19 protein-coding genes are annotated in these 25,797 nt (G+C 63.8%); 15 read left to right on the top strand and 4 right to left on the bottom strand.

All coding sequences use genetic code 11. The features are described from left to right. Window positions 1-3 precede the first annotated feature (3 nt). From sigJ to I6F38_RS11235, 3 genes are read right to left on the bottom strand one after another with little or no spacing between them, the layout of a single operon-like run. A complete protein-coding gene (gene sigJ / locus I6F38_RS11245) occupies window positions 4-888 on the bottom strand; it encodes an RNA polymerase sigma factor SigJ (RefSeq protein WP_141342195.1) in 885 nt (294 codons plus the stop codon). Continuing rightward, window positions 866-1,387, bottom strand: a complete 522-nt coding sequence (locus tag I6F38_RS11240) for a hypothetical protein (protein WP_210183458.1) — start codon at window positions 1,385-1,387, stop codon at window positions 866-868. Before I6F38_RS11240 ends, sigJ begins: the two co-directional genes overlap by 23 nt. A gap of 16 nt (window positions 1,388-1,403) precedes the next feature. Next, window positions 1,404-1,814, bottom strand: coding sequence for a hypothetical protein (locus I6F38_RS11235; protein ID WP_225160341.1), 411 nt, complete (start codon window positions 1,812-1,814; stop codon window positions 1,404-1,406). Between the two features lie 585 nt (window positions 1,815-2,399). Between I6F38_RS11235 and rplJ the strand changes: the two genes are divergently transcribed. From rplJ to I6F38_RS11205, 6 genes are all read left to right on the top strand, one after another. Then, window positions 2,400-2,918, top strand: a complete 519-nt coding sequence (gene rplJ, locus I6F38_RS11230; RefSeq protein WP_028335452.1) for a 50S ribosomal protein L10 — start codon at window positions 2,400-2,402, stop codon at window positions 2,916-2,918. Between the two features lie 52 nt (window positions 2,919-2,970). Continuing rightward, window positions 2,971-3,351, top strand: coding sequence for a 50S ribosomal protein L7/L12 (gene rplL, locus I6F38_RS11225; protein ID WP_028335453.1), 381 nt, complete (start codon window positions 2,971-2,973; stop codon window positions 3,349-3,351). A gap of 441 nt (window positions 3,352-3,792) precedes the next feature. Next, window positions 3,793-7,911 carry a DNA-directed RNA polymerase subunit beta gene (gene rpoB / locus I6F38_RS11220; protein ID WP_057019553.1) on the top strand — a complete coding sequence of 1,373 codons (4,119 nt, stop codon included), beginning with the start codon at window positions 3,793-3,795 and terminating at the stop codon, window positions 7,909-7,911. Window positions 7,912-8,038: 127 nt separating this feature from the next. Continuing rightward, the gene (gene rpoC / locus I6F38_RS11215) at window positions 8,039-12,241 is read left to right on the top strand and encodes a DNA-directed RNA polymerase subunit beta' (RefSeq protein ID WP_225160340.1); all 4,203 of its coding nucleotides are present in this window, start codon (window positions 8,039-8,041) and stop codon (window positions 12,239-12,241) included. A gap of 180 nt (window positions 12,242-12,421) precedes the next feature. Then, window positions 12,422-14,482, top strand: coding sequence for an FAD-dependent oxidoreductase (locus I6F38_RS11210; protein ID WP_225160339.1), 2,061 nt, complete (start codon window positions 12,422-12,424; stop codon window positions 14,480-14,482). A gap of 226 nt (window positions 14,483-14,708) precedes the next feature. Then, window positions 14,709-16,748 carry an ABC transporter ATP-binding protein gene (locus I6F38_RS11205; RefSeq protein WP_225160338.1) on the top strand — a complete coding sequence of 680 codons (2,040 nt, stop codon included), beginning with the start codon at window positions 14,709-14,711 and terminating at the stop codon, window positions 16,746-16,748. 13 nt (window positions 16,749-16,761) lie between these two features. Here I6F38_RS11205 and I6F38_RS11200 read toward each other — a convergent pair whose 3' ends face one another. Beyond that, entirely contained in the window at window positions 16,762-17,973 is a 1,212-nt protein-coding gene (locus tag I6F38_RS11200) for an NAD(P)/FAD-dependent oxidoreductase (protein ID WP_225160337.1), read from the bottom strand. 698 nt (window positions 17,974-18,671) lie between these two features. Between I6F38_RS11200 and rpsL the strand changes: the two genes are divergently transcribed. From rpsL to rplB, 9 genes are all read left to right on the top strand, one after another. Continuing rightward, window positions 18,672-19,043, top strand: a complete 372-nt coding sequence (gene rpsL, locus I6F38_RS11195; RefSeq protein ID WP_006611834.1) for a 30S ribosomal protein S12 — start codon at window positions 18,672-18,674, stop codon at window positions 19,041-19,043. Window positions 19,044-19,058: 15 nt separating this feature from the next. Further along, window positions 19,059-19,529: a 30S ribosomal protein S7 gene (rpsG, locus tag I6F38_RS11190; protein ID WP_016843741.1), complete on the top strand. Its 471-nt coding sequence runs from the start codon at window positions 19,059-19,061 to the stop codon at window positions 19,527-19,529. 30 nt (window positions 19,530-19,559) lie between these two features. Next, window positions 19,560-21,632: an elongation factor G gene (gene fusA / locus I6F38_RS11185; RefSeq protein ID WP_092082422.1), complete on the top strand. Its 2,073-nt coding sequence runs from the start codon at window positions 19,560-19,562 to the stop codon at window positions 21,630-21,632. A gap of 39 nt (window positions 21,633-21,671) precedes the next feature. Continuing rightward, window positions 21,672-22,862: an elongation factor Tu gene (gene tuf, locus I6F38_RS11180; protein ID WP_018272140.1), complete on the top strand. Its 1,191-nt coding sequence runs from the start codon at window positions 21,672-21,674 to the stop codon at window positions 22,860-22,862. An 86-nt stretch (window positions 22,863-22,948) separates the two neighbouring features. Next, window positions 22,949-23,257, top strand: a complete 309-nt coding sequence (gene rpsJ / locus I6F38_RS11175; protein ID WP_002712302.1) for a 30S ribosomal protein S10 — start codon at window positions 22,949-22,951, stop codon at window positions 23,255-23,257. Between the two features lie 54 nt (window positions 23,258-23,311). After that, window positions 23,312-24,031, top strand: a complete 720-nt coding sequence (gene rplC / locus I6F38_RS11170) for a 50S ribosomal protein L3 (RefSeq protein WP_092082424.1) — start codon at window positions 23,312-23,314, stop codon at window positions 24,029-24,031. 1 nt (window position 24,032) lies between these two features. After that, window positions 24,033-24,653 (top strand): 50S ribosomal protein L4, encoded by a 621-nt coding sequence (gene rplD, locus I6F38_RS11165; protein ID WP_016843745.1) that lies wholly within the window; start codon window positions 24,033-24,035, stop codon window positions 24,651-24,653. Further along, on the top strand, window positions 24,650-24,949 hold the full coding sequence (locus tag I6F38_RS11160) for a 50S ribosomal protein L23 (RefSeq protein ID WP_028339313.1): 300 nt from the start codon (window positions 24,650-24,652) through the stop codon (window positions 24,947-24,949). The genes rplD and I6F38_RS11160 overlap by 4 nt, the downstream gene beginning before the upstream one ends. Before the next feature lie 12 nt (window positions 24,950-24,961). Next, the gene (gene rplB, locus I6F38_RS11155; protein ID WP_021081655.1) at window positions 24,962-25,795 is read left to right on the top strand and encodes a 50S ribosomal protein L2; all 834 of its coding nucleotides are present in this window, start codon (window positions 24,962-24,964) and stop codon (window positions 25,793-25,795) included. Window positions 25,796-25,797 lie beyond the last annotated feature (2 nt).

Below are 25,797 nucleotides of genomic sequence, written 5' to 3'. Positions count from 1 at the left end.
GCTTCAGCTCCGGCGCGGCGCGTGGCGCAGCTTGTCCGGGTTGCGGACGATGTAGATCGCCGCGATCCGGCCGGTCTCGCCGTCGATCGCCATGCTCAGTGTGTGGTCGACTTCGCCATCGAGGAAGATCAGCGCGCCCGCGCTACCATTGACCATCATCGGTTCGACGCGAACCTCGCTGCCGGCGTTCTTGCCGGCGATACCGATGATGAAGCGGACGATCTTCTCTGCCCCCTTGATCGGCTTCAGCGCCGCCAGCTTGCGGCCGCCGCCGTCGGTGATCGCGATGGCATCCTCGCGCAGCAGGTTGGCGAGGGCGGAGACGTCGCCGCTGGCCGCGGCCTTGCAGAATGCCGTCAGCAGCCGTGCGTGGCCTTCGGGCGGCTCGGCGGGAACAGGGCGGTTGTCGCGGACCGATCGGCGGGCGCGCGCGGCGAGCTGCCGGCAGGCCGCCTCGCTGCGCTCGAGGGTGCGGGCGACTTCCGCGAACGGCCGGTCGAACACGTCGTGCAGCAGGAACGCGGCGCGCTCGAGCGGCGTCAGGGCGTCGAGCGCCAGCATCAGCGCGAAGGAGAGATCGTCGGCGAGTTCGGTCGCCGCCTCGGCCGACAGCGCCTCGTCGAACACCGGCTCGGGCAACCAGGCACCGACATAGACCTCGCGCTGGGCGCGGGCGCTCTTCAGCCGGTCAAGACAAAGCCGGGTCACCACCGTGACGAGGAACGCCTCGGGATTGCGAACGTCGTCGACCGCGGCGAACCGCAGCCAGGCGTCCTGGACCACATCGTCGGCATCGCCGCGGCTACCGAGCATGCGATAGGCAAGCCCGGTCAGCCGCGCCCGATACGGCGCCAGCGGGTCGCGCTCAGGCAGCCTGCTTGATGACATCGATCTGATGGCCGGCCACGGTCACGCGGCGACACTCCCTGGCATATCCCAGCGCCAGCTTCATCATGGGGAATATCCGGCCGATTTGTAGGGCCATGGCGAGGTCGATCACGCCTTTTTCGCCCCAGCGCGCGCGAACGGCGTCGCGGCAGGCGTCATCGTCGGTCGAGCGCTGCACGATGGCGTCGGCGAAGTGGAAGCCGAGCGCGGTGTCCGCGGTCATGGCCGCAACGTCACGACGGAGCACGGCGGTGACCTGCTGTTCCGCCATTCCGGCTCCGATCGCCATGTCGACGACCAGTTGCGCACAGGGGCCGCAATCTTCTGCCAGGGCGCCGGTCAGCTTGGCGGCATAGAAGGCCTCAACCGGCGCGACCGCGCGGTAGGCGGCGGCCTTCATCGCGCCGGCGAATTTGAAGAACGCGGCGGGCGATTCCTTCAGCATGATCTCGAGATAGGTGGTGTCGTAGCCGTAGCGCCTGGAATAGGCGCGCAGCATGCGGCGCGCGATGAAGCTACGCATGTCGTTCTCCTTGATTTGGCAGGGCGGAATAGAGGGCGAGCGCCGCGGGCAGGACGACCGCCACCAGATCGGATGCGGCATGGCGGTCGTGGCCGCCGGCGATCATCACGAGATGCAGCAGGCCGTGGCCGGCCAGGAACGCGGCGCCCGCGACTGCTGCCGGCCACCAGGCCGGCCACAAGGCTCGCGCCGCCAGGCCGAGCCCGGCCGCGATGAAGGCAATGCCGACGTCCTGGACCAAATGAGGGTTGAACGGACCGGTATCGGCGGCGCCGGGCACCAGCGACCACCAGAGGGAACCGGCCGACAGCATCACCAGCCCATTGGCGAGGTTGAAGAGGGCGAGAATTCCTGCAATCCATCGTTTCATGCGAGCCTCCAGCGCCCAGACGAGCGACGGCATTGGAGCGTGACGCCTCGGGGAAGAAATTTTTCGCTGGGCCGGGCCGGTCGCCGAACTGGTCTGAAATTTGCTCTTGGCAAGCAGGGCAGGACCGGCTACATAGCGCCTTCCGGGCGTGCTGGCACTTGCTGGCATGTCCGTGCTCGCAATCCGAAAACCTGAGATGATAGGAGATCATTCCTTTCCGCATGCCCGCAAGGATGCTCGAAAGGAAGGAGACCCATCGCCTTCAGAGGAATGAGAGCAGGGGCCTTCAGCGCGCTGAAGTGCCTCGATCCTGTCCAAGACTGCAGGCGCCCGCGAGAACTTCGTGTTTTCAACGGCTTAATCGCATGGCCTGCATAGACGGGTGAAGACCGGATTTTGCCCTCCACGTCGCGATCAGTTCGCGGCCGGGAGGCTGGTTTGGTTCGAACCTCGACAGCCCATGGCCGCAAGGCTTTGGGAGGGCAGGCTTCTAGATGTCGTCTTGCCCGGCATGTCCGAAGGGGCTTGCGCCCCAAGGATCAGGTTTAGGGCGGGACGATGGGTGCAACCCGGCGGTCCTGCCTTCGCGGAAAGGCCGCCAACCGGAAAGAGCTTGCTGTGGAACGAGCGGCAAAAAAAGAGTCGGTCGAACAACTTAACGAGGTCTTCAAGACCACGTCGGTTGCGATCGTTGCTCACTATTCCGGCCTCACCGTGGCCCAGATGCAGAAGCTGCGCATGCAGATGAAGCAGGCGGGCGCGTCGGTGAAGGTCTCGAAGAACCGTCTCGCCAAAATTGCTCTTGAAGGCACTGACGTCGCTGCCATCGGCTCCCTGCTGAAGGGACCGACCGTGATCGCTACTTCGAACGATCCGGTTGCGGCGCCAAAGGTTGCCATCGAATTCGCCAAGGCGAACGAGAAGTTCGTCATCCTCGGCGGCTCGATGGGTAAAACCGTCCTGAATGTCGACAGCGTGAAGGCGCTTGCCTCACTGCCGTCGCTCGACGAACTGCGCGGCAAGATCGTTGGCCTCCTCGTGGCGCCGGCGACCAAGCTTGCTCAGCTCTCCAACGCGCCCGCGGCCAAGCTCGCACGCGTCATTCAGGCTCATGCCTCAAAGGGCGAAGCGGCCTGACCCTTCGCTAATCTCAAACCTGGTTCGAACCAAACGTTTAAGGAACTGAACAATGGCTGACTTGCAGAAAATCGTCGACGACCTCTCGAGCCTCACCGTGCTCGAAGCGGCCGAACTCGCCAAGCTCCTCGAAGAAAAGTGGGGCGTGTCCGCCGCTGCCGCCGTTGCGGTTGCCGGCCCGGCTGCTGGTGGTGGCGGTGCCGCTGCTCCGGCTGAAGAGAAGACCGACTTCACCGTCGTGCTGGCTGGGGCCGGCGACAAGAAGATCGAAGTCATCAAGGAAGTCCGCGCCATCACCGGCCTGGGCCTGAAGGAAGCCAAGGACCTCGTCGAAGGCGCTCCGAAGCCCGTCAAGGAAGGCGTCAACAAGGAAGAAGCCGACAAGATCAAGGCCCAGCTCGAGAAGGCTGGCGCCAAGGTCGAGCTCAAGTAATGCGCGATCCGGGAGCGCCGCAGGGCGCTCCCGGGCCATGCAAACGTCGTGCGACAGGTTGTCGCGTGGCGTGCCGGACACAAAAAAGTGTGGGGATCCGTGGACTTAACCCTCGAATCTCCTTTATTGCCATCCCATATCGGGTTGGCAGCGGAAAAACACGGTAGGCGGCGGGGACGGCAGGGTCCCTGGCGGAAGCCGTTGGGAGACAGTCAGATTTCGGGCTTTTTCAGTCCGTAAAGCGGAGCGTTTGGACGAGCGGGTGCAGTGATGCGCCCCGCGCGTTGTTTTGCGTTTTGGAGGTGGTCGGGGCCGGGACGGGGATTTAATTCCTGACTTTGCGCTTCGTTCCTTCGAGACGATTCGAAATTCAACCCGGGGCCGATGGCAGTCGCTCCCGGAAGGTTCGCCCCACAAAGGCGACGAAAATGAGAGGCCACGATGGCGCAGCAGACATTCACCGGTCGCAAACGCGTACGCAAGTTTTTCGGTCACATCAAGGAAGTCGCCGAGATGCCGAACCTCATCGAGGTTCAGAAGGCGTCCTATGACCAGTTCCTGATGGTCGACGAGCCGACCGGCGGTCGGCTCGACGAGGGCCTGCAGGCGGTGTTCCGCTCGGTGTTCCCGATCTCGGATTTCTCCGGCACCTCGATGCTCGAATTCGTCCGCTACGAGTTCGAACAGCCGAAATATGACGTCGACGAGTGCCGCCAGCGCGGCATGACCTTCGCTGCGCCGCTCAAGGTGACGTTGCGCCTCATCGTGTTCGATATCGACGAGGAAACCGGCGCCAAGTCGGTGAAGGACATCAAGGAGCAGGACGTCTACATGGGCGATATCCCGCTCATGACGATGAACGGCACCTTCGTCGTCAACGGCACCGAGCGCGTCATCGTCTCGCAGATGCACCGTTCGCCGGGCGTGTTCTTCGACCACGACAAGGGCAAGACCCATTCGTCCGGCAAGCTGCTGTTTGCCGCGCGCGTGATTCCGTATCGCGGTTCCTGGCTCGACATCGAGTTCGACGCCAAGGACATCGTGTTCGCGCGCATCGACCGCCGCCGCAAGCTGCCCGTGACCTCGCTGATGTACGCGCTCGGTCTCGACGGCGAGCAGATCCTGTCGACCTTCTACAAGAAGATCACCTACAAGCGGACCAAGGACGGATGGCGCGTGCCGTTCGATGCCAACCGCTTCCGCGGCTATTCGACCGTCAACGACCTGATCGACGCCGACACCGGCAAGGTGGTGCTCGAGGCCGGCAAGAAGCTGACCGTGCGCCAGGCGCGCCAGCTTCAGGAGAAGGGCCTGAAGGCGCTGCGCATGTCGGACGAGGAGCTCGTCGGCAACTATCTCGCCGAGGATCTCGTCAACCCGAAGACCGGTGAGATCTACGCCGAAGCCGGCGAGGAGATCACCGAGAAGTCGCTCAAGGTGCTGAACGAGCAGGGCTACAAGGACCTGCCGTTGCTCGACATCGACCACGTCAATGTCGGCGCCTATATCCGCAACACGCTGTCGGCCGACAAGAACATGACGCGCGAGGACGCGCTGTTCGACATCTACCGCGTGATGCGTCCGGGCGAGCCGCCGACGCTGGATTCGGCGCAGGCGATGTTCCAGTCGCTGTTCTTCGACGCCGAGCGCTACGACCTCTCCGCGGTCGGCCGCGTCAAGATGAACATGCGCCTCGAGCTCGATGCGCCCGATACCCATCGCACGCTGCGCAAGGAAGACATCCTGGCGGTCATCAAGACGCTGGTCGACCTGCGCGACGGCAAGGGCGAGATCGACGACATCGACCACCTCGGCAACCGCCGGGTGCGCTCGGTCGGCGAGCTCATGGAGAACCAGTACCGGATCGGCCTGCTCCGCATGGAGCGCGCGATCAAGGAGCGCATGTCGAGCGTCGATATCGACACCGTGATGCCGCAGGACCTGATCAACGCCAAGCCCGCGGCTGCCGCGGTGCGCGAGTTCTTCGGCTCCTCGCAGCTGTCGCAGTTCATGGACCAGACCAACCCGCTGTCGGAGATCACCCACAAGCGGCGCCTGTCGGCGCTTGGCCCGGGCGGCCTGACCCGCGAGCGCGCCGGCTTCGAAGTCCGCGACGTGCATCCGACGCATTACGGCCGCATCTGCCCGATCGAGACGCCGGAAGGTCCGAACATCGGCCTGATCAACTCGCTGGCGACGTTCGCGCGCGTCAACAAGTACGGCTTCGTCGAGACGCCCTATCGCAAGATCAAGGACGGCCGGGTCACCGACGAGGTGATCTATCTGTCGGCGATGGAAGAGGGCCGCTACCGCGTCGCGCAGGCCAACGTGCCGCTCGATGCCAAGGGCCGCTTCACCGACGACCTCGTGGTCTGCCGTCACGCCGGCGAAGTGCTGCCGGTGACGCCGGACAAGGTCGACTACATGGACGTGTCGCCGAAGCAGCTGGTTTCGGTCGCCGCGGCGCTGATCCCGTTCCTCGAGAACGACGACGCCAACCGCGCGCTGATGGGCTCGAACATGCAGCGCCAGGCGGTGCCGCTGGTTCGCGCCGAGGCGCCGTTCGTCGGCACCGGCATGGAAGGCGTGGTCGCCCGTGACTCGGGCGCGGCGATTGCCGCGCGCCGCTCGGGCGTGATCGACCAGATCGACGCCACCCGCGTCGTGATCCGCGCCACCGAGGATCTCGATCCGACCAAGTCGGGCGTCGATATCTACCGGCTGATGAAGTACCAGCGCTCCAACCAGTCGACCTGCATCAACCAGCGTCCGCTGGTGAAGGTCGGCGACATCGTCAAGAAGGGCGACATCATCGCCGACGGTCCGTCGACCGATCTCGGCGAGCTCGCGCTCGGCCGCAACGTGCTGGTCGCGTTCATGCCGTGGAACGGCTACAACTTCGAAGACTCGATCCTGCTCTCCGAGCGGATCGTGAAGGACGACGTCTTCACCTCGATTCACATCGAGGAGTTCGAGGTGATGGCCCGCGACACCAAGCTCGGTCCTGAGGAAATCACCCGCGACATTCCGAACGTCTCGGAAGAAGCGCTGAAGAACCTCGACGAAGCCGGTATCGTCTACATCGGTGCGGAAGTCCGTGCCGGCGACATCCTGGTCGGCAAGATCACGCCGAAGGGCGAGAGCCCGATGACGCCGGAAGAGAAGCTGCTGCGCGCCATCTTCGGCGAGAAGGCCTCCGACGTCCGCGACACCTCGCTGCGCGTGCCTCCGGGCGTGCAGGGCACCATCGTGGAAGTCCGCGTGTTCAACCGTCACGGCGTCGACAAGGACGAGCGTGCGCTGGCGATCGAGCGCGAGGAGATCGAGCGTCTCGCCAAGGACCGCGACGACGAGCAGGCGATCCTGGACCGCAACGTCTACAACCGCCTCGCCGAGCTGCTGGAGAACCGCCAGGGCATCGCCGGCCCGAAGGGCTTCAAGAAGGACACCAAGATCACCCGCGCGGTGCTCGACGAGTATCCGAAGTCGCAGTGGTGGCTGTTCGCCTCGCCGAACGACAAGCTGATGGCCGAGATCGAGGCCATGCGGAAGCAGTACGACGAGTCGAAGAAGGGCCTCGAGCAGCGCTTCCTCGACAAGGTCGAGAAGCTGCAGCGTGGCGACGAGCTGCCGCCCGGCGTGATGAAGATGGTCAAGGTCTTCGTCGCGGTGAAGCGCAAGATCCAGCCCGGCGACAAGATGGCCGGCCGTCACGGCAACAAGGGTGTGGTGTCGAAGATCGTTCCGATCGAGGACATGCCGTTCCTCGAGGACGGAACGCACGCCGACATCGTGCTCAATCCGCTCGGCGTGCCGTCGCGCATGAACGTCGGTCAGATCCTTGAGACCCATCTCGGTTGGGCCTGCGCCGGCCTCGGCAAGCGCATCGGGCAGACCATCGACGCCTATTATCACAAGCAGGATCTCAAGCCGCTGCGCGAGACCCTGAAGAAGATCTACGGCGAGGATGAAACCATCAAGTCGCTGAACGACAACGAGCTGGTCGAACTCGGCCGCAATCTGAGCCACGGCGTGCCGATCGCAACGCCGGTGTTCGACGGCGCCAAGGAGGCCGACATCGAGGAGATGCTGAAGCTCGCGGGCTTCGACGCCTCCGGCCAGTCGACCGTTTATGACGGCCGTACCGGCGATCAGTTCGATCGTAAGGTGACGATGGGCTACATCTACATGCTCAAGCTGCACCATCTCGTGGACGACAAGATCCACGCGCGTTCGATCGGTCCGTACTCGCTCGTCACCCAGCAGCCGCTGGGCGGCAAGGCGCAGTTCGGCGGCCAGCGCTTCGGCGAAATGGAGGTCTGGGCGCTGGAAGCCTACGGCGCCGCCTACACGCTGCAGGAGATGCTGACCGTGAAGTCGGACGACGTCGCCGGCCGTACCAAGGTGTACGAGGCGATCGTGCGTGGCGACGACACCTTCGAGGCCGGTATTCCGGAATCGTTCAACGTGCTGGTCAAGGAAATGCGCTCGCTCGGCCTCAACGTCGACCTGCACAATTCCAAGGTGGGACCGGCGTCGACGTCGGAAGCCGCCGAGTAACGCTGTGATCATGCCCGGCGCGAGACGCGCCGGGCCTCCGCACTCCGCTCGGACGTTGGGCGGGGCGCGCGCTGAATAAAAGTTTCGAATTTGCTGCCGGTGACGATCGGCACGCGAGGAGAAGACCATGAATCAAGAGATTATGAATCTTTTCAATCCGACGACCCCGGCCCAGGTCTTCGACCAGATCCGGATTTCGATCGCGTCTCCGGAGAAGATTCTGTCCTGGTCCTACGGCGAGATCAAGAAGCCGGAGACCATCAACTACCGCACCTTCAAGCCGGAGCGTGACGGCCTGTTCTGCGCGCGCATCTTCGGGCCGATCAAGGACTACGAGTGCTTGTGCGGCAAGTACAAGCGGATGAAGTACAAGGGCATCATCTGCGAGAAGTGCTCGGTCGAGGTGACGCTGTCGCGCGTCCGGCGCGAGCGCATGGGCCATATCGAGCTGGCGGCGCCGGTCGCCCACATCTGGTTCCTGAAGTCGCTGCCCTCGCGCATCGGCCTCCTGCTCGACATGACGCTGAAGGATCTCGAGCGGATCCTGTACTTTGAATACTACGTCGTGCTCGAGCCGGGTCTTACCGCGCTCAAGGACCGTCAGCTGCTGTCGGAAGACGAGTATCTGAAGGCGCAGGACGAGTACGGCCAGGACTCCTTCACCGCCATGATCGGCGCGGAGGCGATCCGCGAGTTGCTCAAGGGGCTCGAGCTCGAAAAGCTCGAGGCGACGCTGCGTGCCGACATGGCGGAGACCGACTCCGACATCAAGCACAAGAAGCTCGCCAAGCGTCTGAAGATCGTCGAGGCCTTCCGCGTCTCCGGCAACAAGCCGGAATGGATGATCATGACGGTCGTGCCGGTGATTCCGCCGGATCTGCGTCCGCTGGTGCCGCTTGACGGCGGCCGGTTCGCGACCTCCGACCTCAACGACCTGTACCGCCGCGTCATCAACCGCAACAACCGCCTGAAGCGGCTGATGGAGCTGCGTGCGCCCGACATCATCATCCGCAACGAAAAGCGCATGCTGCAGGAGGCCGTCGACGCACTGTTCGACAACGGCCGCCGCGGCCGCGTCATCACCGGCGCCAACAAGCGTCCGCTGAAATCGCTCGCCGACATGCTGAAGGGCAAGCAGGGCCGGTTCCGCCAGAACCTGCTCGGCAAGCGCGTCGACTATTCGGGCCGTTCGGTGATCGTGGTCGGTCCCGAGCTGCGCCTGCATCAGTGCGGCCTGCCGAAGAAGATGGCGCTCGAGCTGTTCAAGCCGTTCATCTACTCGCGGCTCGACGCCAAGGGTCTGTCCACCACGGTGAAGCAGGCCAAGAAGCTGGTCGAGAAGGAGCGTCCGGAGGTCTGGGATATCCTCGACGAGGTGATCCGCGAGCATCCGGTGCTGCTCAACCGCGCGCCGACGCTGCATCGCCTGGGCATCCAGGCGTTCGAGCCGGTGCTGATCGAAGGCAAGGCGATCCAGCTGCATCCGCTGGTCTGCGCCGCCTTCAACGCCGACTTCGACGGCGACCAGATGGCCGTGCACGTTCCGCTGTCGCTCGAAGCGCAGCTGGAAGCGCGCGTCCTGATGATGTCGACCAACAACATCCTGCATCCGGCGAACGGCCAGCCGATCATCGTGCCGTCGCAGGACATCGTGCTCGGCCTCTACTACGTCTCGATTATGCGCGAAGGCCTGCCCGGCGAGGGCAAGATCTTCGGCGACATGGCCGAGCTCGAGCACGCCCTGCATTCGAAGGTCATCCACCTCCACACCAAGATCAAGTACCGGTGGGAAGGCCTCGACGAGGAAGGCAAGCAGTCCAAGCGCTGGATCGAAACCACCGCGGGCCGCGTCATGCTCGGCAACCTGCTGCCGAAGAACCCGAAGATCTCGTACGACATCATCAACAAGCTGATGACCAAGCGCGAGATCTCCGGCGTGATCGATCAGGTCTACCGGCACTGCGGTCAGAAGGAGACGGTGATCTTCTGCGACCGCATCATGGCGCTCGGCTTCTACAACGCCTTCAAGGCGGGCATCTCGTTCGGCAAGGACGACATGGTCGTGCCGGCGTCGAAGTGGAAGATCGTCGATCAGACCCGTACGCTGGCGAAGGATTTCGAGCAGCAGTACAATGACGGCCTGATCACCCATGGCGAGAAGTACAACAAGGTCGTCGACGCCTGGTCGAAGGCCGGTGAAGAAGTCGCCAAGGCGATGATGAAGGAAATCTCGTCCACCAAGAAGACGGCGGCGGGCGCGGATGCCGACATCAACTCGATCTACATGATGGCGCACTCCGGTGCGCGTGGTTCGCCGGCCCAGATGCGCCAGCTCGCCGGCATGCGCGGCCTGATGGCCAAGCCGTCGGGCGAGATCATCGAGACGCCGATCATTTCCAACTTCAAGGAAGGTCTGTCGGTGCTCGAGTACTTCAACTCGACCCACGGCGCCCGCAAGGGCCTCGCGGACACCGCGTTGAAGACCGCGAACTCGGGCTACCTGACCCGCCGTCTGGTCGACGTCGCGCAGGACTGCATCATCACGCAGACCGACTGCGGCACCACGCTCGGCATCAAGATGCGCGCCATCGTCGATGCCGGCACGGTCGTCGCCTCGCTCGGCTCGCGCATCCTGGGCCGTGTGGCCTGCGATGACGTGCGCGATCCCGCCACCAACGAGGTCGTCATCAAGCGCGACACGTTGATGGAGGAGAGCCATGTCGACGCGATCCAGCAGGCCGGCATCCAGGAAGTGAAGATCCGCTCGGCCCTGACCTGCGAGCTGATCAACGGCATCTGCGCCAAGTGCTACGGCCGCGATCTCGCCCGCGGCACCCCGGTCAACCACGGTGAGGCCGTCGGCGTCATCGCGGCGCAGTCGATCGGTGAGCCCGGCACGCAGCTGACGATGCGCACGTTCCACATCGGCGGCGCGGCGCAGCTCAACGAGCAGTCGTTCGTCGAATCGAACTTCGACGGCAAGATCGTGATCAAGAACAAGGCGATCGCCCGCAACAGCGAAGGCAGCCTGATCGCGATGGTGCGCAACATGGTCGTTGCGATCGTCGATGCCGACGGCACCGAGCGTGCGACCCACCGTATTCAGTACGGTTCGAAGATGCACGTCGACGAAGGCGATATGGTCAAGCGCGGCCAGCGCATCGCCGAGTGGGATCCCTATACCCGCCCGGTGCTGAGCGAGGTCGAGGGCACGATCGGTTTCGAGGATCTGGTCGAGGGACAGTCGATCTCGGAAACGCTCGACGAGTCGACCGGTATCGCCAAGCGCGTGGTCATCGACTGGCGCACGACGCGCGGCGGTTCGGACCTGCGTCCGGCCATCGTGGTCAAGGGCAAGGACGGCAAGGTGATGAAGCTCGCGCGTGGCGGCGATGCCCGCTACATGCTGTCGGTCGACGCCATTCTGTCGGTCGACACCGGCGGGAAGGTGATGCCCGGCGACATCCTGGCGCGTATCTCGACCGAGAGCGCCAAGACGCGTGACATCACCGGCGGTCTGCCGCGGGTGGCGGAACTGTTCGAGGCTCGCAAGCCGAAAGATGCGGCGATCATCGCGGAGACCGCGGGAACGATCCGCTTCGGCCGCGACTACAAGAACAAGCGCCGCATCTCGATCGAGCCGATGGACAAGACCGAGGAGCCGCGCGAGTACCTGATCCCGAAGGGCAAGCACATCCACCTTCAGGACGGCGACATCGTCGAAAAGGGCGATTTCATCGTCGAAGGCAATCCGGCGCCGCACGACATCCTGGCGATCAAGGGCATCGAGGAACTCGCTGCCTATCTGGTCAACGAAATCCAGGAGGTCTACCGGTTGCAGGGCGTGCTCATCAACGACAAGCACATCGAGGTGATTGTCCGTCAGATGCTGCAGAAGGTCGAGGTCACCGATCAGGGCGACACCGACATGATCTCGGGCGAGCAGGTCGACAAGATCGAGTTCGACGCGCTCAACACCAAGGCCAAGGAGGAGGGCAAGAAGCCCGCCACGGGTACGCCGGTTCTGCTCGGCATCACCAAGGCGAGCTTGCAGACCCGCTCCTTCTTCTCGGCGGCGTCGTTCCAGGAGACCACGCGCGTGCTCACCGAAGCTGCCGTCAACGGCAAGGTGGACCCGCTCGAGGGCCTCAAGGAGAACGTCATTGTCGGCCGCCTGATCCCGGCCGGCACCGGCGCCTCGATGGCGCGGATCCGCGAAGTCGCGGTCAAGCGCGACAAGCTGATCCTCGACGAGCGCGAGAAGCAGCAGGCGGCGATCGTGCCGACGGCTCCGGAAGCGGAGCCGCTGGCGCTGCCGCCCGCGGAATAGGCATCCGCAAGACTACGGGTATGGCGAGAAGGCCGGCGTTTAGCCGGCCTTTTTGCTGCTTTCTTTGCTTGCTGCGGTGCAGGGACGCAGTTTGTTCATCTTTCCTTCAGGCAAAAAAGTGCCTTTGCTAGGGTGACTTAGACCGGCTGTTTGGCTCGCGCCGGAGACGACGGAATCCATATGCTCGACTTGGCTATCGTAGGCGGCGGCCCCGGGGGGCTGATGAGCGCCTGGTATTTGAAGCGCAAACTCGGCGACCTCTGCCGCGTTACCATCTTCGAGGCGTCGAACCGCCTCGGCGGCAAGATCGTCACGCGCAAATTCGACACCGCGCCCGCGATGTATGAGGCCGGAGTCGCCGAAATCTATGATTACTCGATGACGGGGCCGGATCCGCTGCGCGAGCTGATCCAGCATTTCGGCCTGCAGACGATCCCGATGGACGCCGAGCAGGTGCAGCTCGACGGCGAGCTGCTCGCCGACGTTCCCGGCATGCGCCGCAAATACGGGGCGAAGACCGCGGCCGCGATCGAGGCGTTCCGCAAGCGCTGCAGCGACCTGGTGTCGCCGATCGAATATTACGAGGGCGTCGGCGCCCACGACAACGAACACCCGTGGGCCTACAAGACCGCCGAGCAGGTCCTCGACGAGGAGGTCGAGGACGCGACCGCCAAGCGTTTCTTCAAGGTGATGGCGCGTTCCGACATCGCGACCGAGAGCCACAACACCAACGGCCTCAACGCGCTGAAGAACTACGTGATGGACGTCGACGGCTATATCGGCCTGTATTCGATCCAGAACGGCAACGAGCAGCTGATCGATTGTCTGCGCTCGGAAGTCAGCGCCGACATCCAGCTCAACCATCGTGTGCTCAAGGTCGGCAAGACCGCTGGCGGCCGCTACCAGCTCAACATGATGAACGGCAAGGGGCCGGAGACGCGCGACTTCGATCTCGTGCTGGTCTGCCTGCCGCACTCCTGGCTCGCGACCATGCGCTGGGACGGCGAACAACTGCGCAAGTCGATGGTCAAGCACGTCGCCTATTTCGACCGGCCCGCGCATTATCTGCGGGTCTCGATCCTGTTCGACGAGCCGTTCTGGGGCGAGAAGATCCCGGGCGCCTGGTTCATGTCGGAAGCGTTCGGCGGCTGCTGCGTCTACAATGAGGGCGCGCGTCACGATGTCGGCAAGCACGGCGTGCTGAACTGGCTGATCGCGGGCTCGGATGCGCTTGCCTTCGCCAATCTCAGCGACCAGGAGCTGATCGATGCCGCGTTGAAGTCGCTGCCGGCCTCGCTCGGCGATGCGCGCGAGCATTTCCTGGAAGGCAAGATCCATCGCTGGCTGTCGTCGGTCAACGCGCTGCCGGGCGGCCTGCCGGTGCGCGACGTCATGACCAACCACCGGCCTGAGCCGAAGGAGCACCCCGGCATCGTGGTGGTCGGCGACTATCTGTTCGATTCGACGCTGAACGGACTGCTCGATTCCTCCGATGCCGCGACCGACATCATCGTCACCGAGATGATGCGGCTGCGCCGTAGCCGCGCGCAGGACGAGAGCTCGCTGTCCGACAAGATCGACCGCAGCTATTTCGACGATTATCGCGGCGTCGGCCCCTACAGCGAGGTCTGGCGCAACTTCACCGACCCGGCCTATCTGACGGACCTGATCAAGACGGTCTGGGGCAGGGCGAAGGGCTACAAGCTGCTGATCGCCGGCTCCGCCAGCGGCGAACTGGTCGGCGCTCTGCGCGAACGTGGCATCGATGCCTGGGGCATCGAGAACAACCGCTACATCCACGGCAAGACGCCGAAGGCGCTCAAGAAGTACAACAAGCTCGGCTCGATCGCCGACATGCCCTTTAAGACCAACGAGTTCGACTTCGTGTTCGAGACCTCGCTGTGCCATCTCGGCGAGAAGCAGGTCGTGCGCGGGGTGCGCGAGCTCAACCGCGTGGTCAAGACCGGCGTCGTGTTCGCGTCGGTGACCTCTGACATGGCGGCGGCAGTGATCGATCGCTACGACCTGCTGCGCGGGGTGAAGAAGCTCGGCACCTGGTGGGAGTGGTCGGAATTGTTCTTCGGCAACGGCTTCGACCTGTCGATGCACCGCCGCGACTGCACCGATGCGCTGTGGACATTGACGCTGGCCGCCAACAAGGGGCCGGGGCAGTGGTACGCCGACTCCGACAGCCTGCGCTATTCCTTCTTCGACAAGGTCGAAGCCGACCTCGACGATTAGCGGGACCGACCGGAAGCTTTTGCCGCCAGGCGACCGGCCTCGTGTCAACCAGCTGTCAAACGGCGGCAATTCTGCGCTCCGCGAATCCGCGCGAGCGCGCCGCGGCGCGTCGGCCGTTCCAAACGCTTTGCCGAATTCGTCGTGATCGCATAGGATTACCGGCGCAGTGTCATCAGCTGCGGTTTCGATTTGCGGTCATGCCGGCCGTGGAGCATCGGTTGGTTTCATGGCGCCAAGACCTCCTGCATCAGACGATCCGACGAGAGCGGCGGCCGACGATCCCGAGCTGAAGAAGAAGCCCGCGTCCGGTCCGCCCGCGGCGGCCGCCTCCACGAAGCCGTCCGCGGCGCCTGCTGACGACGAAGAGGAAGACGACGCGGACGACGAGCTCGAGCTCGATGACGACGATGATGACGAGGACCTCGTCGTCTTCACCGCCAAGGAAGCCGCCGGCGCGCTCTCCACGATCTTTGGCTTCGTCAGGCCGATCCTGGCGAACTACAAGAAGCCGTTCGCCTGCGTCGCCTTCGGCGTGCTGGTCGAGACGTTGTTCAACGTCATCATGCCGCTCAGCCTGAAATTCCTGATCGACGACGCGCTCGGCGAGGAGGATTTCGGGGCCCTCTACAAGATCCTCGGCGTGCTCGCGGTTGCCGGCATCGTCACCTCGATCATCGCGGTCTGGTACGAGCGCTGGGATGCGCGGCTTGGCGCCGGCATCATCGCCGACGTGCGGACGCGGCTGTTCGACCATGTCCAAAACCTGCCGTCGGCCTATTTCGCGCGCACCAAGCGCGGCGAGATCCTGTCGCGCTTCTCGATCGATCTGTCGGCGTTCGAGGGCTCGGTCAAGACCTTCGCCAACAGCGCGGCGCTGCCGGGCCTCGAGCTGGTCGCGGGCATCATCCTGATGCTGTTCCTGAACTGGCAGCTTGCCGTGGTCGCCTTGCTGGTGTTTCCGATCACCCTGATCGGGCCGCGCATCCTGACGCCGAAGGCGGTGCAGGCCAATTACGAGCAGAAGCAGAACGAGGCCGCGCTGCTCGGAACCGTGCAGGAGAACGTCGCCGCGCAGGCGGTGGTGAAGGCGTTCAATCTGCAGCGCCGGGCGCTCGGCTGGTTCACGATGCGCAACCGCGACGTCCGGGCCAAGGCCGCGTCAGCCATGTTCCTGTCGACCATGGTGGAGCGCACCGTCACCATCGCGGTGCTGCTGCTCCACCTCGTGGTGCTGGCGATCGGCGCCTATCTCGCCACCAAGGGGCAGATCACCGTCGGCACCTTCGTGACCTTCGAGAGTGCGTTCTGGGAGGTGTCCTACAACATCGCCCATCTGATGCATTTCATCCCGGTGTCGATCCAGTCGGCGGCGGCGGTGCGGCACATCCAGGAACTGCTCGACGAGCCGACCCGCGGCGCCGATCGTCCCGGCGCGCCGGATCTGCCGCGCATCACCAACGACATCTCCTTCGATCGCGTCACCTTCCAGTATGAGGGGGCGCAGACGCCGGTGCTCGACAATCTCAGCCTCAAGCTCAATGCCGGCAAGAGCATTGCGATCGTCGGTCCCAGCGGCTCGGGCAAGAGCACGCTGATCAACCTGATCCTGCGGCTCTACGTGCCGGACGAGGGCCGCGTCGCCGTTGACGGCGTCGATATCCGCCGGGTGACGCGCGAGTCGCTGCGGGCCAACATGGCGGTCGTGTTCCAGGAGAACATGCTGTTCAACATGTCGATCCGCGAGAACATCCGGCTCGGCAAGGAAGGCGCGACCGACGCGGAGGTCGAGGACGCTGCCCGCAAGGCCGAGATCCATCGCTACATCATGAGTCTGCCGCAGCGCTACGACACGCCGGTCGGCGAGCGCGGCGATACCCTGTCGGGCGGCCAGCGCCAGCGCATCGCGATCGCGCGCGCGATCATCCGTAACCCGTCCGTGCTGCTGCTCGACGAGGCGACTTCGGCGCTCGACCAGACCACGGAGGCTGCGATCAATCGCACGCTGCTCAAGGTCGCCGAGGGCCGCACCATGATCTGGTCGACGCATCGCCTGACTTCGGTGGTCGAGATGGACGAGATCATCGTGATCTCCGGCGGCAGGGCGATCGAACGCGGCTCGCACGAGGAGCTGCTGGCCCGCAATGGCGTCTATCGCAAGCTGTGGGACGACCAGGGACATCTGAATCACGACGAGGACGCCGACGACGCGGACGATGACGATGACGATGATGAAGATGAGGACGAAGACGAGGATGAGGAGGCGTGAGGCCCGTGCCGCGTCACGCCCGGTCCGCGGCGTGCGGACGTTGCCGGAAGTGGTTGGCCGGCTGCGTCGTTGACGCCGCCGCTGCGGGGTTGTGCAGCCGGCGCAGCCAGCCGCGGCCGAGATAGCCGAAAAAGCGCGCCCAGCGCTGGGCCTGCCACGTGGGCCCGCTGCCGACCGACACCTCGCGGAAGCTGAATGCCTTGGCGTTCGACCAGGCGTCGCAGGCGGTCTTGACCGGATCGTCGTAGAACGCGGTGATCTTCTCCTCGCCCATGCCGTCGGTCGACAGCCAGGCCGGGATGTGGACGTTGCAGAGCTGGGCGACGTCGGTGAACACCTTGTCGGTACCGGTGCCGGTGACGGGGCAGGTGCTGGCGAAGGCATCACCCACCAGCACCACGCCGGCCTGCCGATAGCCGGTGCTGACAAAGATGTCGGCGGGCCTGATCTTGATATCGCCGGCGATGCCGAACTCGCCGGTGAGCCGGCGCAGCCGCGGCAGCGCGGCGTTCAGCGTCTCGACCGGATTGCGCCGCATCGCCCGCAGCCAGGGATCGTCGGCCTTGCGATAGGTGAAGAGGTTGGCGCGCATCCGGTTTCCGATCGGAAACAGCGTGATGTAGGGGATGCGGTCGCTCGGCCGCTCCGAGAAGTAGGTCATGGCCGCGAACGGGAAGGCGGGGCGGCCGACGGGGACGAAATCGAAGCCGAGCGAGATCGAGTGGCAGAAGCTCGTGACCAGCCGGTCGATGCCGAGCATCCGGCGCAACCCGACGTTCAGGCCGTTGGCAAGCACCACAAGGCGCGCCGAGATCTCCTCGCCATTGGCAAGCACGAGCCGCTGCCGCTCGGAACTGGTCGCGACATTGATCACCTTGTCGCAGATGAATTCCGCCGGCCCGGCGATTTCGTTCCGAATCGCCGCAATCAGCGCGTCGTACATGATGCCGTATTGCCGGCTCGGCTGCCGGTCGAGCAACCGGCCGAATCGCGCGATCCAGTTCTCGCCGTCCAGCGTCGCCGAGCGGAGCACCGACTCGGCGAGGCCGGTCCTGGCGAATCGCTCGAGCTGGAGGTCGCCGCCGATCTTTTCGACACGGAAATCGAACGGGTAGACCCGGTGGGGGTCGATCAGGACCGTCGGTATCCCGGCACGGCCGAGCATGGCGGCTGCGGTCGAGCCCGCAAGACCGCCGCCGATGATCGCGATGTCGGTGTACCGCATGAGAATTCCGTGGCTGTGACCCCGATTTTTGCGCTGCGAATGGCAAATAAAGGCTTAGTTTTGAAGTTTGCCTTCGGGACTAACTTGGGGAGAGTTGTTTCTATTCATATTTTACCCGGATATAATATGGTTCCGCACGCGCCCGAAGATTCGGATGAGGGCGCGGGGAGGTCGGTCGGCCGTCACATTTCGCCTTGCGCCGAACCGCGGCGAAATGCGAAATCCGCAAGTGCCAGAGGCGTTTCTTTGCTTGTCGTTTTGCTTGACTTCACTATCTCTCGATTATACAAGGCGCCCACTTAACGACAGGCGGTGAGCTACGCCAGCGTCGGAACGGAACACCCGAAGGTCCTTTTTGAGGAGCCGGACGGGCACCAACCTCGACGAATGCCGCTCAAACGCTGTCGATGATAGCTAGGCAATGCCAGGACGATATTGGTTCTCTTGAGCACGTCCTCTTGAGAGTGATTTCGGATGCATGACCTCGGTGGCGGACCGAACAGCGAACGCTGAACGGTTCGGGATCGTGGTCCTCTGTGGCGTCGATGCGCTTTCCGCTCAGCGATGAGTGGTTGGCGCGATTTCGCTTTGCGCGGTTGTTTGTTCCGTGTCGAGCGGGCCGTGCGGGACGGCTAGTCCTGAGAAGAAATTTGCGGAGCCATTCAAGGTTTTCGCGCGAACTAAAGGGTGAAGGCTGCATGCCGACGATCAACCAGCTGATCGCAAATCCGCGTGAAGTGCAGAAGTCGCGTAAGAAGGTGCCGGCGCTGCAGCAGTCGCCGCAGAAGCGCGGCGTGTGCACGCGCGTCTACACCACGACCCCGAAGAAGCCGAACTCGGCGCTTCGTAAGGTCGCCAAGGTGCGCCTGACCAACGGCTTCGAGGTGATCGGCTACATCCCGGGTGAGGGCCATAACCTGCAGGAGCACTCGGTGGTCATGATCCGCGGCGGCCGCGTCAAGGACTTGCCCGGTGTGCGCTACCACATCCTCCGCGGCGTGCTGGATACCCAGGGCGTCAAGAACCGTAAGCAGCGTCGTTCGAAGTACGGCGCGAAGCGTCCGAAGTAAGCGGGAACCGATCAGATGTCGCGTCGCCATTCTGCCGAGAAGCGTGAAGTTCTTCCGGATCCGAAGTTCGGGAACATCATCATTACGAAGTTCATGAACTCGGTGATGTACGCCGGGAAGAAGTCGGTTGCCGAAAACATCGTCTACGGTGCGCTCGGCATGATCGAGGCCAAGACCAAGCAGAACCCGCTCGGCGTGTTCGAGCAGGCGCTCGAGAACGTGATGCCGACCATCGAGGTTCGTTCCCGCCGCGTCGGCGGCGCGACCTACCAGGTTCCGGTCGAAGTCCGTTCGGTGCGCCGTCAGGCGCTCGGCATCCGCTGGCTGATCTCGGCCGCCCGCGAGCGCAACGAGAAGACCATGACGGAGCGTCTCTCGGCTGAGCTGCTCGACGCCTCGAACAATCGCGGCAACGCCGTCAAGAAGCGGGAAGACGTGCACCGGATGGCGGAAGCCAACCGCGCGTTCTCGCACTATCGCTGGTAAGGCGAACAACGGAATTTAAGGAACAGTCTCATGCCCCGCCAACATGCCATCGAGGACTACCGCAACTTCGGTATCATGGCGCATATCGACGCCGGCAAGACCACGACCACCGAGCGTATCCTGTATTACACCGGCAAGAGCCACAAGATCGGCGAAGTGCACGAAGGTGCCGCGACGATGGACTGGATGGAGCAGGAGCAGGAGCGTGGCATCACGATCACCTCGGCTGCGACCACCGCGTTCTGGAACGGCAAGCGCCTGAACATCATCGACACCCCCGGCCACGTCGACTTCACCATCGAGGTCGAGCGTTCGCTGCGCGTGCTCGACGGCGCCGTTTGCGTTCTCGACTCCAACCAGGGCGTCGAGCCGCAGACCGAGACCGTCTGGCGCCAGGGCGACAAGTACAAGGTTCCGCGCATCGTCTTCGCCAACAAGATGGACAAGACCGGCGCCGACTTCTTCAAGTGCCTGTCCGACATCGTCGACCGCCTCGGCGCCAAGCCGATCGCGATCCAGCTGCCGATCGGTGCCGAGAACAACTTCAAGGGTCTCGTCGACCTCGTGAAGATGAAGGGCGTCATCTGGAACGATGAGTCGCTCGGCGCCAAGTTCGACTATGTCGACATTCCGGAAGATCTGGTCGAGCAGGCCAAGGAGTATCGCGAGAAGATGGTGGAAGCCGCCGTCGAGCTCGACGACGACGCTTTGGCTGCCTTCCTCGACGGCAAGGAGCCGGACGAGGCGACCCTGAAGCGCCTGATCCGCAAGGCCGTGCTGACCGGCGCGTTCTATCCGGTGCTGTGCGGCTCCGCGTTCAAGAACAAGGGCGTGCAGCCGCTGCTCGACGCCGTCGTCGACTATCTGCCGTCGCCGATCGACGTGCCCGCGATCAAGGGCACCGACGATGACGGCAACGAAGTCGTGCGCAAGGCGGACGACAAGGAGCCGCTGGCGCTGCTCGCGTTCAAGATCATGGACGACCCGTTCGTCGGCACCATCACGTTCTGCCGCATCTACTCCGGCATCCTGCAGTCGGGCACCGGCGTGGTGAACTCGACCCGCGAGAAGAAAGAGCGTATCGGCCGCATGCTGCTGATGCATGCGAACAACCGCGAAGACATCAAGGAAGCCTATGCCGGCGACATCGTCGCGCTGGCTGGCCTGAAGGAAGCGCGCACCGGCGACACGCTGTGCGATCCCGACAAGCCGGTGATCCTCGAGAAGATGGAATTCCCGGAGCCGGTGATCGAGATCGCGATCGAGCCGAAGTCGAAGGCCGACCAGGAAAAGCTCGGCGTGGCGCTTGCCAAGCTCGCCGCGGAAGATCCGTCGTTCCGCGTGTCGACCGACCAGGAGTCCGGCCAGACCATTCTCAAGGGCATGGGCGAACTGCATCTCGACATCAAGGTCGACATTCTCAAGCGCACCTACAAGGTCGACGCCAACATCGGCGCGCCGCAGGTGGCGTTCCGTGAGCGCGTGACCAAGAAGGCCGAAGTCAAGTACACCCACAAGAAGCAGACCGGCGGTACCGGTCAGTTCGCCGAAGTGTCGATCGTCGTCGAGCCGAACGAGCCCGGCAAGGGCTATGAGTTCGAATCGAAGATCGTCGGCGGTGCGGTGCCGAAGGAATACATCCCCGGCGTCGAAAAGGGCCTCAACAGCGTGATGGGCTCCGGTGTCGTTGCCGGCTTCCCGGTGGTGGACGTCAAGGTGCAGCTGGTCGACGGCAAGTATCACGACGTCGACTCGTCGGCACTGGCGTTCGAAATCGCATCGCGGGCTGCGTTCCGCGAAGCGTTGACGAAGGGCAAGTCCGTTCTGCTCGAGCCGATCATGAAGGTCGAGGTGGTGACCCCGGAAGACTACACCGGTTCGGTCATCGGCGACCTGAATTCCCGGCGTGGCCAGATCCAGGGCCAAGACATGCGCGGCAACGCCAACGTCATCAACGCGATGGTGCCGCTCATGAACATGTTCGGTTACGTGAACAACCTGCGCTCGATGAGCCAGGGTCGCGCGACCTTCACCATGCAGTTCGATCACTACGCCGAAGCTCCGGCGAACGTGTCGGCTGAAGTCCAGAAGAAGTTTGCCTGATTGTCGTTGATGGCAGTCAACGATTGAACGGAGAGTCAAATGGCCAAAGCTAAATTCGAACGTAACAAGCCCCACTGCAACATCGGCACCATCGGTCACGTCGACCATGGCAAGACCTCGCTGACCGCAGCGATCACCAAGGTGCTCGCAGAAACCGGCGGCGCGACGTTCACCGCCTACGACCAGATCGACAAGGCGCCGGAAGAGAAGGCCCGCGGCATCACGATCTCGACCGCTCACGTCGAGTACGAGACGACCAACCGCCACTACGCCCACGTCGACTGCCCCGGCCACGCCGACTACGTGAAGAACATGATCACCGGTGCCGCCCAGATGGACGGCGCGATCCTGGTCGTGTCGGCTGCTGACGGCCCGATGCCGCAGACCCGCGAGCACATCCTGCTCGCCCGCCAGGTCGGCGTGCCCGCGCTCGTCGTGTTCCTCAACAAGTGCGACATGGTCGACGATCCGGAGCTGCTCGAGCTCGTCGAGCTCGAAGTCCGCGAGCTGCTCTCGAAGTACGAATTCCCGGGCGACAAGATCCCGATCATCAAGGGTTCGGCTCTCGCCGCCCTCGAAGACAAGGACAAGAAGCTCGGCCACGACGCCATCCTCGAGCTGATGCGCAACGTCGACGAGTACATCCCGCAGCCGGAGCGTCCGATCGACCAGCCGTTCCTGATGCCGGTTGAAGACGTGTTCTCGATCTCGGGCCGCGGCACCGTCGTCACCGGCCGTGTCGAGCGCGGCGTGATCAAGGTCGGCGAGGAAATCGAGATCGTCGGTATCCGCGACACCCAGAAGACCATCGTCACCGGCGTCGAAATGTTCCGCAAGCTGCTCGATCAGGGCCAGGCCGGCGACAACATCGGTGCGCTGCTCCGCGGCACCAAGCGCGAGGAAGTCGAGCGTGGCCAGGTGCTGTGCAAGCCGGGTTCGGTCAAGCCGCACACCAAGTTCAAGGCCGAGGCTTACATCCTCACCAAGGAAGAGGGCGGTCGCCACACCCCGTTCTTCACCAACTACCGTCCGCAGTTCTACTTCCGCACCACCGACGTGACCGGTGTCGTGCACCTGCCGGAAGGCACCGAGATGGTGATGCCGGGCGACAACATCGCGATGGAAGTGCACCTGATCGTGCCGATCGCGATGGAAGAGAAGCTGCGCTTCGCGATCCGCGAAGGCGGCCGCACCGTCGGCGCCGGCGTCGTCGCCGCGATCATCGAATAACTACGCGAATAGGGAATGGCGAGTAGCGAGTGGGTCACTCCATTCGCTATTCGCTACTCGCCACTCACTAAAGAAAGAATACGGCAATGAACGGCCAAAATATTCGCATCCGTCTCAAGGCGTTCGACCATCGAATCCTCGATACGTCGACCCGCGAGATCGTGAACACGGCGAAGCGCACCGGTGCGCAGGTTCGCGGACCGATTCCGCTGCCGACCCGCATCGAGAAGTTCACCGTCAACCGTTCGCCGCACGTTGACAAGAAGAGCCGCGAGCAATTCGAGATGCGCACCCACAAGCGCCTCCTCGACATTGTCGACCCGACCCCGCAGACCGTCGATGCGCTGATGAAGCTCGACCTGGCCGCCGGTGTCGACGTCGAGATCAAGCTCTAAGGTTTTGGATTTTTACGTCCGCCGCTTGCGGACAGAAAGACAGGAAGCACGCCGATGCGCTCCGGAGTGATCGCACAAAAGGTCGGGATGACGCGGGTCTTTACGGAGACCGGCGAGCATATCCCTGTGACCGTGCTGAAGTTGGGCAACTGCCAGGTGCTGGGCCACCGCACGACCGAGAAGAACGGCTATGTCGCTCTTCAGCTCGGCTCGGGCGCCCGCAAGACCGTGTACATGCCCAAGGCCGAACGTGGCCAGTTCGCGGTCTCCAAGGTCGAGCCGAAGCGCAAGGTCGCCGAGTTCCGCGTGTCCGAGGATGCGCTGATCCCGGTCGGCGCGGAAATCCAGGCGGACCATTTCGTGGTCGGCCAGTTCGTCGACGTGACCGGCACCTCGATCGGTAAGGGCTTCGCCGGCGGCATGAAGCGCTGGAATTTCGGCGGTCTGCGCGCCACCCACGGCGTGTCGATCTCGCACCGTTCGATCGGTTCGACCGGTGGCCGTCAGGACCCCGGCAAGACCTTCAAGAACAAGAAGATGCCCGGTCACATGGGCGTCGACCGCATCACCACGCTCAATCTGCGCGTGGTTTCGACCGACGTCGAGCGCGGCCTGATCCTCGTCGAAGGCGCCGTTCCCGGCTCCAAGGGCGGCTGGATCTCGGTGCGCGACGCGGTCAAGAAGCCGCTGCCGAAGGAAGCCCCGAAGCCCGGCAAGTTCAAGGTTGCAGGTGGCGAAGCTGCCGAGGCTGTGGCCGAGAAGGAGGGCGTGTGAGATGGAATTGAAAGTCACGACCCTTGAAGGCAAGGACGCCGGATCCGTCGAGCTCTCGGACGCGATCTTCGGTCTCGAGCCGCGCGCCGACATCATCCAGCGCTGCGTGCAGTGGCAGCTGAACAAGCGTCAAGCCGGCACCCACAAGGCCAAGGGCCGCGCCGAGATCTGGCGCACCGGCAAGAAGATGTACAAGCAGAAGGGCACCGGCGGCGCCCGTCACGGCTCGGCCCGCGTGCCGCAGTTCCGCGGCGGTGGCCGTGCGTTCGGTCCGGTCGTTCGCTCCCATGCGACCGACCTGCCGAAGAAGGTGCGCGCGCTCGCGCTCAAGCATGCGCTGTCGGCCAAGGCCAAGGACGGTGGGCTGATCGTGATCGACAATGCGCAGCTCGAGGCCGCCAAGACCAAGGCGCTGCTCGGCCACTTCTCCGGCCTCGGGCTGACCAACGCGCTGATCATCGACGGCGCCGAGCTCAACGCCGGTTTCGCGACCGCGGCCCGCAACATTCCGAACATCGACGTGCTGCCGATCCAGGGCATCAACGTCTACGACATTCTCCGCCGCCAGAAGCTGGTGTTGACCAAGGCTGCGGTTGATGCGCTGGAGGCGCGCTTCAAATGAAGAACATCGATCCGCGCCACTACGACGTCATCATCTCTCCCGTCGTGACGGAAAAGGCGACGCTCGCCTCCGAGCACAACAAGGTGATGTTCAAGGTCGCCGGCAAGGCGACCAAGCCGCAGATCAAGGAAGCGGTCGAGAAGCTGTTCGACGTCAAGGTGAAGAGCGTCAACACTCTCGTTCGCAAGGGCAAGACCAAGGTGTTCCGCGGCAATCTCGGCTCGCAGTCGGACACCAAGCGCGCGATCGTGACCCTGGAAGAGGGCCACCGCATCGACGTGACTACCGGACTATAAGGCGCAACGACGATGGCATTGAAAACCTACAATCCCACGACGCCGGGCCAGCGCCAGCTGGTCATGGTCGATCGTTCGGCGCTCTACAAGGGCAAGCCGGTGAAGACCCTGACCGAGGGCAAGCTCGGCAACGGCGGTCGCAACAACACCGGTCGCATCACCGTGCGTTTCCGCGGCGGCGGCCACAAGAAGGCCTACCGCACCGTCGACTTCCGCCGCGACAAGGTGGACATGCCGGCGGTCGTGGAGCGGCTCGAGTATGATCCAAACCGCACCGCGTTCATCGCGCTGATCAAGTATCAGGACGGTGAGCTGGCCTACATCCTGGCGCCGCAGCGCCTGGCGGCAGGCGACACCGTCGTCGCCGGCAACTATGTCGACGTCAAGCCAGGCAACGTCATGCCGCTCGGCAACATGCCGGTCGGCACGATCGTGCACAACATCGAGCTGAAGATCGGCAAGGGCGGTCAGCTGGCGCGCTCCGCCGGCACCTACGCCCAGATCGTCGGCCGCGACCAGGACTACGTGATCGTCCGCCTGAACTCGGGCGAGCAGCGTCTCGTGCACGGCCGTTGCCGCGGCACGATCGGCGCGGTCTCGAACCCGGATCACATGAACATCTCGATCGGCAAGGCCGGTCGTACCCGCTGGCTCGGCTGGCGTCCGCACAACCGCGGCGTCGTCATGAACCCGATCGATCACCCGCACGGCGGTGGTGAAGGTCGTACCTCGGGCGGTCGCCACCCGGTTACTCCGTGGGGCAAGCCGACCAAGGGCAAGAAGACCCGCACCAACAAGTCGACCAACAAATTCATTCTCCTCAGCCGCCACAAGCGGAAGAAGTAAGG

Origin of the sequence: Bradyrhizobium sp. BRP56, from assembly GCF_020194035.1 — a bacterium.
GTDB lineage: Bacteria > Pseudomonadota > Alphaproteobacteria > Rhizobiales > Xanthobacteraceae > Bradyrhizobium > Bradyrhizobium australafricanum.
Note: the sequence above shows the minus strand (reverse complement) of the source record. Positions and strands in the feature narration are given on the sequence as shown.